Origin of the sequence: Pseudoalteromonas sp. SG45-3, from assembly GCF_014164075.1 — a bacterium.
Lineage (GTDB): Bacteria > Pseudomonadota > Gammaproteobacteria > Enterobacterales > Alteromonadaceae > Pseudoalteromonas > Pseudoalteromonas distincta.
The window spans coordinates 33334-41998 of the sequence record NZ_JACJEN010000027.1 but is presented as its reverse complement, the minus strand read 5'-3'; the positions used below and the strand labels follow the sequence as shown (position 1 = coordinate 41998).

General features: G+C 39.8%; 9 protein-coding genes. 1 reads left to right on the top strand and 8 read right to left on the bottom strand.

All coding sequences use genetic code 11. The features are described from left to right. The 8 genes from tolA to H5126_RS19740 form a co-directional block, all read right to left on the bottom strand. On the bottom strand, positions 1 to 432 hold a 432-nt coding region (gene tolA / locus H5126_RS19775; protein ID WP_182738847.1), incomplete at its 3' end, for a cell envelope integrity protein TolA. Between the two features lie 4 nt (positions 433 to 436). Continuing rightward, entirely contained in the window at positions 437 to 865 is a 429-nt protein-coding gene (tolR, locus tag H5126_RS19770; RefSeq protein WP_002960641.1) for a protein TolR, read from the bottom strand. After that, positions 852 to 1556 carry a protein TolQ gene (gene tolQ, locus H5126_RS19765; RefSeq protein WP_002960643.1) on the bottom strand — a complete coding sequence of 235 codons (705 nt, stop codon included), beginning with the start codon at positions 1554 to 1556 and terminating at the stop codon, positions 852 to 854. The genes tolR and tolQ overlap by 14 nt, the downstream gene beginning before the upstream one ends. A 964-nt stretch (positions 1557 to 2520) precedes the next feature. Beyond that, positions 2521 to 3528 (bottom strand): Holliday junction branch migration DNA helicase RuvB, encoded by a 1008-nt coding sequence (gene ruvB / locus H5126_RS19760; protein WP_182721056.1) that lies wholly within the window; start codon positions 3526 to 3528, stop codon positions 2521 to 2523. Between the two features lie 7 nt (positions 3529 to 3535). Further along, a complete protein-coding gene (ruvA, locus tag H5126_RS19755; protein ID WP_182721057.1) occupies positions 3536 to 4153 on the bottom strand; it encodes a Holliday junction branch migration protein RuvA in 618 nt (205 codons plus the stop codon). A 2-nt stretch (positions 4154 to 4155) separates the two neighbouring features. Next, the gene (ruvC, locus tag H5126_RS19750; RefSeq protein ID WP_002960649.1) at positions 4156 to 4680 is read right to left on the bottom strand and encodes a crossover junction endodeoxyribonuclease RuvC; all 525 of its coding nucleotides are present in this window, start codon (positions 4678 to 4680) and stop codon (positions 4156 to 4158) included. 130 nt (positions 4681 to 4810) lie between these two features. After that, positions 4811 to 7312, bottom strand: coding sequence for an ABC transporter permease (locus H5126_RS19745; RefSeq protein ID WP_182721058.1), 2502 nt, complete (start codon positions 7310 to 7312; stop codon positions 4811 to 4813). Then, on the bottom strand, positions 7302 to 8015 hold the full coding sequence (locus tag H5126_RS19740) for an ABC transporter ATP-binding protein (RefSeq protein WP_182721071.1): 714 nt from the start codon (positions 8013 to 8015) through the stop codon (positions 7302 to 7304). Before H5126_RS19740 ends, H5126_RS19745 begins: the two co-directional genes overlap by 11 nt. On the opposite strand from H5126_RS19740, the gene H5126_RS19735 reads away from it, so the two are divergent. Further along, complete coding sequence (locus H5126_RS19735; protein ID WP_182675730.1) at positions 8016 to 8639, top strand: arylesterase; 624 nt, start codon at positions 8016 to 8018, stop codon at positions 8637 to 8639. Positions 8640 to 8665: the final 26 nt, after the last annotated feature.

Below are 8665 nucleotides of genomic sequence, written 5' to 3'. Positions count from 1 at the left end.
TTGCTTTTGCTTTTCGGCTTGCTTAGCTTTAGCACGCTCTTTTTGCTCAATGGCACGTGCTTTTTTAGCTTCTGCCTCGGCTTGCGCTTTTTCTTTCTCTTTAGCTTTACGCTCTTGCTCTAGCTTTTTAATATTACGTGCTTCTGATTCACGTTGTTTGCGTGCATTGGCCGCTCTGCGTTCTAAATCACGGATACGTTTATCTTCAGCACTTTTTTTATCTTTTTCTTTCTTTTGAAGTTCAGCAATTTTTTGCTCAACTTGTTTTTGATCAACTGTAACGGCTGATACCGCTTTATCTGGCGTAGGTATAGCCGAATTAAGCGTTACTTCCATTACTTTAGGTGTTGGCGGATGAATATTTGCAGAAGCATACAAAAATCCACCAATCCCTAAATGAAGTACTATTGATTTTACTACTGAACTATTCATACAGCTACTTCCCCTCAAAGGATTCAGTCATTAATCCTACTGATGGTACGCCTGCATTTTTCAAAAAATCCATTAGTAATAATACTTCTTGATACGACACCTTACCCGAGCCTTTAATCATTACCGGCACGTCAGGGTTTTTCATTAGCTGTAATTTTATAACCGCAGCCACATCAAGTGCTTCCATAGGCTCTTCTGGATCAGTACCTACACTCACGTAATATTTACCTTGTGCATCTATTGAGGCAATAATAGGCGGAGTATCTTTAGTATCAACTAAATCAGACTCTTCCATTTTAGGTAAATCAACTTTTACACCATGCGTAATAAGCGGTGCTGTAGCCATAAATATTATAAGTAGTACCAACATTACATCAATGTAAGGTACTACATTAATCTCTGCGACCGGACGGCGCTTTTTACGCTGATACATTCGCTTGTGCCTCTATTTGTGTAGCTGCTTGACGGTGTAAAATATTAGCAAACTCTTCCATAAAGTTAATATAGTGAGACTCAAGCTTTTCAACACTGTTTGAAAAACGGTTATAAGCAATAACAGCAGGGATCGCCGCAAATAAACCCATAGCAGTCGCAATAAGTGCCTCTGCAATACCTGGTGCTACCATTTGTAATGTAGCTTGCTTAACTTCACCTAGTGCAATAAAGGCATTCATTATACCCCACACTGTACCAAACAAACCGATGTACGGACTTATAGAACCTACTGTTGCTAAAAACGATAGGCTAGATTCCATTTTTTCAATTTCACGAGAAAGCGCAACACGCATAGAGCGGTGCGTTCCTTCCATAACAATACTCGCACTTTGAAATGTATTCTTTTTATGGCGAGCAAACTCTTTAAAGCCCGAAGTAAACAAAGCTTCAATGCCTTGAGACTGACCGCTGCGTGACGATATCTCGTTATATAATTTGCTTAAATCGATACCCGACCAAAACTTTTGCTCAAATTTCTTAGCATTTATTAGCGCATCCGATATTGCTTTTTTACGTTGAAATATAATTGTCCACGACATTACAGACATGGCAACTAGCCCTAACATTACTAATTGAACAAGCAAACTTGCTTCTAAAATTAGATCTAAAAAATTAAGCCCTGATCCCACGTTAAACTCCTAAATAATTTCAAAATACGGCAAATTGGTTAATTTGTGTAAATATGACCGCTTACACGGCCAAAAGTTGCATCTAGTGTATCTAGTCCATTTCAAGCTGACAACGGTATTGCTATGAATAGGCAACAAAAAACGTTAAAAAAACAGCTTTAGTTAGCATTTCCCTTTGCCTCAGTATTTTATTTAAACTTTAAAACAAACTCGCTAACTATAAATATGCGTAAATATATACATGAAACGTCATAAAATGCGCCGTTTATTCAAAATAAGAGCATAAACACTCAAAACCTATAAGTCTCACCTGCACGTAATAGTAAAACTAATACCGAGCTATAACGAAATAAATTACTTAAGTTATAAATTTCATAAACTTATAAATTTAACGATTAATTAACGCACAAGATTCAAACAACAATAAAATTCACTAAATTAGTTTTTCTAATCTGAAAATACAAATTTTCTAGTTTGAACAAAAAAGTAAACTTACGTATTATTCTCCCATACCGAGCTAGCGCACTGAATGAGATAGTTTCATTAAGCCAAGTTCTTAGTAATAGGATATTTTATCGTATTACATTGTTTTACTCTTTCTGGATAAAACCAAATTTAGTAAAACGTAGTTCCCCTGGATTACTTCCTTCAACTTGTTGTTTGCCCGCATTTTTTGCGGGCTTTTTTTTGCCTGCAATTTAGCGCGCTACATATTTTATTTATAAACTAATAATTGCCCTACCTAATTTACAATAAGTAATTCGCTTACTAGTTTGAATGGTACGCAGGATAGCCTCGCGAGTCTTAACGCCCTGTGAATTAACAGTTAACTATAAAGCGTATTAGTATTTTGAAATAACATTTGCAACAGTGTGTTGAGGTTTTGAGTATAATAATTTGAAACAAAGGGATACTGAAACAATTACCTGCTGCGCTATAAACCACAGCAAGTAAAGTATATAGGCTAGTCTTTTTTAGGAGGTAAACCAAAGTGATGGTATGCACTGTCAGACACTATGCGCCCGCGTGGAGTACGCTGAATAAATCCTTGCTGGATTAAAAATGGCTCTATTACATCTTCTATTGTTTCGCGCTCTTCACCAATAGCAGCCGCTACATTGTCGAGCCCTACTGGGCCGCCCATAAATTTTTCGATTATGGCGAGTAAATATTTGCGGTCCATATAATCAAAACCACTTTTATCTACGTCAATCATATCAAGGGCTTGCTTAGCTACATCGGCGTTTACTGTGCCGTCAGATTTTACTTGAGTGTAATCGCGTACACGGCGCAATAAGCGGTTTGCAATACGTGGTGTGCCGCGCGAGCGCTGGGCAATTTCGGTAGCGCCATCGTCACACATTTCTAAACCAAGATAATGTGCAGAGCGCCCTACTATGTGCGATAAATCTTCTACAGAATAAAACTCTAATCGCTGCACAATTCCAAAACGGTCACGCAGTGGCGATGTAAGCGATCCTGCTCGTGTGGTTGCACCAATGAGTGTAAATGCAGGTAAGTCTAATTTAATAGAACGCGCAGCTGGGCCTTCACCAATCATTATATCAAGCTGGTAGTCTTCCATTGCGGGATACAGTATTTCTTCAACTTGCGGGCTTAGCCTGTGTATTTCATCGATAAACAGTACATCGCCCTCTTCTAAATTAGTAAGTAGAGCAGCTAAATCGCCTGCTTTTTCAAGTACAGGGCCTGATGTTGTTTTAATACTTACGTGTAACTCATTGGCTACAATATTTGCAAGCGTGGTTTTACCAAGCCCAGGTGGGCCAAATATTAATAAATGATCAAGCGCTTCACCACGGGTTCGGGCAGCTTCAATAAAAATTTCCATTTGCTGCTTAACATGAGGCTGGCCTCTGTAGTCGGCTAAAAGTTTTGGTCTTATTGCACGATCTATAGAGTCTTCATTTGTTTTTTCAGTCGCATCAATTAAGCGATCCGCTTCAATCATGGGTTACTCACAACATAGATTTTAAAGATTCTCTAATAAGAACCTCAGTAGACATATCGGGTTTACTTATCGATTTTACTGCTTTTTGAGCTTGTGGCAATTTATAACCTAATGCAAGCAGTGCCGATACGGCATCATCCGCTGCATTATTAGCAATTGTCGTATCGCTCATTGGCTCTATTACTGCGCTGTCACTAAATGGCGTAAATAAATCATTACCCCAATCTTTTAGCCTGTCTTTCATTTCGAGTACTAAACGCTCGGCTGTTTTTTTACCTACACCGGGTAATTTAACAAGCGATGTTGAGTCTTCGTTATTTACACAACTTACAAATTGTTTTGCCGACATGCCCGATAAAATAGCTAAGCCAAGTTTTGGCCCTACGCCATTTGCTTTTAATAGCTCTCTAAACAAAGCACGTTCAACTTTATTATTAAAACCAAATAATAGTTGAGCATCTTCACGCACTACAAAGTGAGTGTAAACAATCGCATTTTCACCAATTTTTGGTAAATCGTAAAAACAGGTCATTGGCATTTGTACTTCGTAACCTACACCACTTACTTCGAGTAATATTTCTGGTGGCTGTTTTTCGACTAAAATACCATTTAAGCGGCCTATCATAATTATTTCCTTAAACGTCCTCTAACGGTTTTGCTTGCGCTGCCCGCTAGTTTAATTAAATTTTGTTCTGAGTGAGCGTGGCAAATCGCAATAGCGAGTGCATCAGCTGCATCGGCTTGTGGCGTACCAGGTAGTTTTAAAATATTTTTTACCATGTGTTGCACTTGAGTTTTATCAGCGCCACCGTTACCTACTACTGCTTGCTTAATTTGCCTAGCTGAATATTCAAATACGGGCAAGTCGGCCATTGCAGCACCTACAATAGCAGCGCCTCTAGCTTGGCCAAGTTTTAAAGCTGAATCGGGGTTGTGCGCCATAAATACTTTTTCAATGGCAAAGGTTTCTGGCGAAAACTGCTCAATAAGCTGTGTAATGCCTTGGTAGATCATTTTAAGCCTAACCGGAAAAGGATGATCGGCTAACTTAATACAGCCACTGCCTAAGTATGTAAATTTAGAACCTTGATGGGCAACAACACCATATCCGGTCAAACGTGAACCAGGATCGATCCCTAAAATGATGGCCAAACAGCGCTCCATTGTTATTATTTTTAAATTACGCTAATAATGCCAGAGTACTGTATAAATTACCAGTACAAAGAAAAACAAAAATGCCCACGTACTAGGTGGGCATTTACAGGAGCATGTTAGTTTAAGCTTACCCTAGGGTACGTACTAATCCTTGGGTGTTTTGTTTAAGTGTTCGGGCAATCATTAAATAACCTAAACCTGCCACAAATACGCCGCCAGCTACCGGTCCAATAATCCATATATGTGGGTGTAACTTACCTGCTAAATCAAACATTTGTTGCTGCACAATTAAAAGCGCTATATCACTAAAAAATGCGGCAACTAAGCCAGCTAAACCGCCGAGTAATAAAAACTCATACAGGGTCGCGTTTTTAATTAATCGGCTTTTAGCGCCAAGCGTTCTGAGTATTACAATTTCTTGCATACGCTCACCTAAACTAGCTTGCACTTGCGATATAAGTACAAGCGCGCCACACAGCACAACAATTGCAAGTACAAAGCCAATGGCGAGTGATACTTGCGAAATAGTAGTTTGTATTTGCTTAACAAAGTTATCAATATCAATGGCTGTAATAGTAGGGTAAGTACGTAATAACTGGCTAAAATCACGCTTTTGGTCTGGGTTTATACGTACCGACGAAATATACGTTGCGGGAAAATCTGCAAGTACATCTGGGCTTAAAATAATAAAAAAGTTAGGTTTAAGCGTGGCCCAATTTACTTTGCGCACACTGGTGATTTTAGCGTCGAACGACTGCGAACCAATTAAAAATGTGAGCGTGTCGCCTATCTCAACATCTAAACGCTCAAGCATCGACTCCTCTACTGAAGCTTCAGCCATCGCATTCTCACCAAACCACGTACCTTGTGTTACTTCATTTTGGTCAGGCACATCTTTAAGCCATGTAAGATTTAGCTCGCGGCCAATACCTGCACGTGCTTCTTCGTCTTTTTTCTCGTTGTCTTGCAGCGATACTGAACGTGCTACCAACTCGCCATTCACCGCATTTACGCGCCCACGAATAGTGGGATAAAACTCTGATACTTGAATATCTTTTTGAGCTAAATATTCGTTAATTGGCTCAAGCTCATTTTGCGTAATATTAACTAAAAACGCATTAGGCGCGTCGCTTGGAAGTTGCGACTGCCAATCAGATATCATGTCGTTTTTAAGTACCACTAAAAACAGCAGTAATTTAATCGCTAACGAAAAACTAATTAACTGTACCGCGTTCACATTTGCACGCTTTTGAATAGATGCAATTGCAAGCGACCAACTGTTACCTGGCTTTAATCCTAGTTTTCGACCACCACCAAATATTAATTTAGATACTAAAAACAGCACACCAATTAGCGCAAGTGTTGATATAAACAAAATAAGCGTTATTTTTATGTTGTTACTAAATAACCACATTAATAAAAACACAGTTAGCGCACTCATACCTAAATGCACACGACTTACAGCCAACTTGTCGCCTAAGTTACGGCGCAGAACTCTAAGCGGTGGAATATCAAATAAATCAAATAACGGTTTGATAGAAAACATAACTGCACAAATTACGCCAGTGCTTATAGCCACCAGCCAAGGTTTAAAGCCACCCAAGGGTAGCTCTGTGCCCATACTTTTTGATAAGTAACTTGTTGCTATTTCTTGCAAGCCATAACCAATTAACAGCCCTATACTTACTGCCATTGCACATACAAGCAATAAATGAAGCATGTATATTTTGCGGATCATTGAGCGGCTACCGCCGAGCGTTTTCATCATCGCTACTGGGTCGTATTGGCGTTCACAATAACGTTTTGCTGAAACAGCTATAGCCACTGCGGCTAAAATAATACCTAATAGACCGGCTAGTAATAAAAAGCTCTCTGCGCGGTTTAAACTATTTGAAATAGGTGATTGACGGTCTTTAACGCCGTACCATTGTTGGTTTTCTTTCATTTGTGGTTTAAGCCACTCGTAAAAGCTATTTATATCGGCCTCACTACCTGCATAAAGTTGGCGATAATAAACACGACTACCCGGCTGCACAACTTCGGTCTTTGCCACATCGTCAATATTAATAAGCACACGACGGCTACTTGAAAATACATTAAATGGCGCGTCAGGCTCTTCTACAATAACTTTTGAAACATTAAATAATGCAGCGCCAAGCTCTACTTGCGCGCCTATATCAATATTTAAACTGTAAAATACCGATTCACTTAGCCACACATTACCAGGCGTTGGTCCGCTATTAGCAACTTTAGTTTCACCGGTTAGGGTATCTTTAACTTTTAACTGCCCTTTTAGCGGGTACGCATTAGATGCTGCTTTTACTGAGCTAAACTGCATTTCATCATCGGCAAACAACATAGTGTCGAAATACACCATTTGCGCCGTTTTTAAATTTTGGCTCTGAGCTTGAGTAATAAAAGCGGTGTCCAGAACATGGTCGCTTGCAAGTACACGGTCTGCTGCAATAAAAGCACTGCTTTTTTGCGCAATACTTTGCCCTATTCGCTCAGTAACCATCGACAGTGTAAGCACGGTTAACACAGCAAGAGCGATAGCTGCGCTTATAACCGTGAGCTCACCACGGCGAAATTCTCGCGAAAATAATTTAAGCGCTAACTTAACCCACATTAGCAACGTCCTCTACTTGGCTTTTTACCAGTAAACCCGCTTCTATTTGAATAATGTGCTCACATTTTTGTGCAAGCCCTTCATCGTGAGTAACCAAAATAAGCGTAGTGCCGTGTTGCGTGTTTAAATCAAATAATAAGGATTCAATCATTTTACCGTTTTTGCTGTCTAAATTAGCCGAAGGCTCATCAGCAAACAGTATTTTAGGTGTACCAATAAATGCTCGCGCAATAGCAACACGTTGCTGTTCACCGCCAGAGAGTTGCGACGGGTAATGATCAATTCGATGGCTCAAGCCTACTTTATCAAGCAAAGCAATTGCTTGCTCTTTCGCATCACTTTCACCAGCAAGCTCTGCTGGTAGCATAACGTTTTCTAGTGCAGTTAAGCTTTGTACTAACATAAACGATTGAAACACAAATCCAATTTTAGCCGCGCGCAGTGCAGCACGCTCTTCTTCATCTAAATTGTGTAATGGCTCCCCATCTAAAAATATTTCACCGTTGCTTGCGGTATCCAGCCCTGCTAATAAACTGAGTAACGTAGATTTACCTGAGCCCGATGTGCCAACTATAGCAACAGACTCACCATGCTTGACATTAAAGCTGATGTCGCTGAGGATGGGCAGCTCACCTTCAAAGGTAGAGACTATTTTAGACAAACCATTAACCTGAATTATATTTAATTGAGAAAGCGCTGACATATGACTCATTCAATCCTTCGTTTAGTATTCATTTTATTTTTAGTTATCAAACCGCTGAGCGCAGCAGCCGACAACACGATTTTAATACTCGGTGACAGTTTAAGCGCAGCCTACGGACTTCAACAAGAAGAAGGCTGGGTAAAATTGTTACAAGATAAATACGATGACGAACAAGCCGACATTGAACTTATCAACGCCAGTATTAGTGGCGAAACATCTGGTGGAGCCCTACGCCGTTTAGATGCATTGCTTGAGCAATACGAACCCACTCATGTACTTATTGAGCTAGGTGCTAATGACGGTTTACGTGGTTTTCCAGTCAAAAAAATGCAAACTAACTTAACGTCTCTTATTCAAAAAAGCCAAGCCGCTAATGCCATGACCGCCTTAATGGAGATTTACATTCCCCCTAATTACGGCCCGCGTTACAGTAAAATGTTTACTGACACTTTTTCGCGCGTTAGCGAAGAAACAAATGCGCATTTAATGAACTTTTTTATGCTCGATATTGCCGGCCAACCTGAGCTAATGCAAAACGATAGTTTACACCCTAACAAAAAAGCTCAGCCATTAATACGAGATGAGATGTATGACTCGATCAAAAAGTGGCTAAATAAAGACTAGCTAATTAATACACCGCAAGGGCGCCT

Excerpts from the sequence above, each read along its gene's own strand:
- tolR (WP_002960641.1), bottom strand. The coding sequence starts at position 865 with ATGTATCAGCGTAAAAAGCGCCGTCCGGTCGCAGAGATTAATGTAGTA.
- ruvB (WP_182721056.1), bottom strand. The coding sequence starts at position 3,528 with ATGATTGAAGCGGATCGCTTAATTGATGCGACTGAAAAAACAAATGAA.
- ruvA (WP_182721057.1), bottom strand. The coding sequence starts at position 4,153 with ATGATAGGCCGCTTAAATGGTATTTTAGTCGAAAAACAGCCACCAGAA.
- H5126_RS19745 (WP_182721058.1), bottom strand. The coding sequence starts at position 7,312 with ATGTGGGTTAAGTTAGCGCTTAAATTATTTTCGCGAGAATTTCGCCGT.
- H5126_RS19740 (WP_182721071.1), bottom strand. The coding sequence starts at position 8,015 with ATGTCAGCGCTTTCTCAATTAAATATAATTCAGGTTAATGGTTTGTCT.
- H5126_RS19735 (WP_182675730.1), top strand. The coding sequence starts at position 8,016 with ATGACTCATTCAATCCTTCGTTTAGTATTCATTTTATTTTTAGTTATC.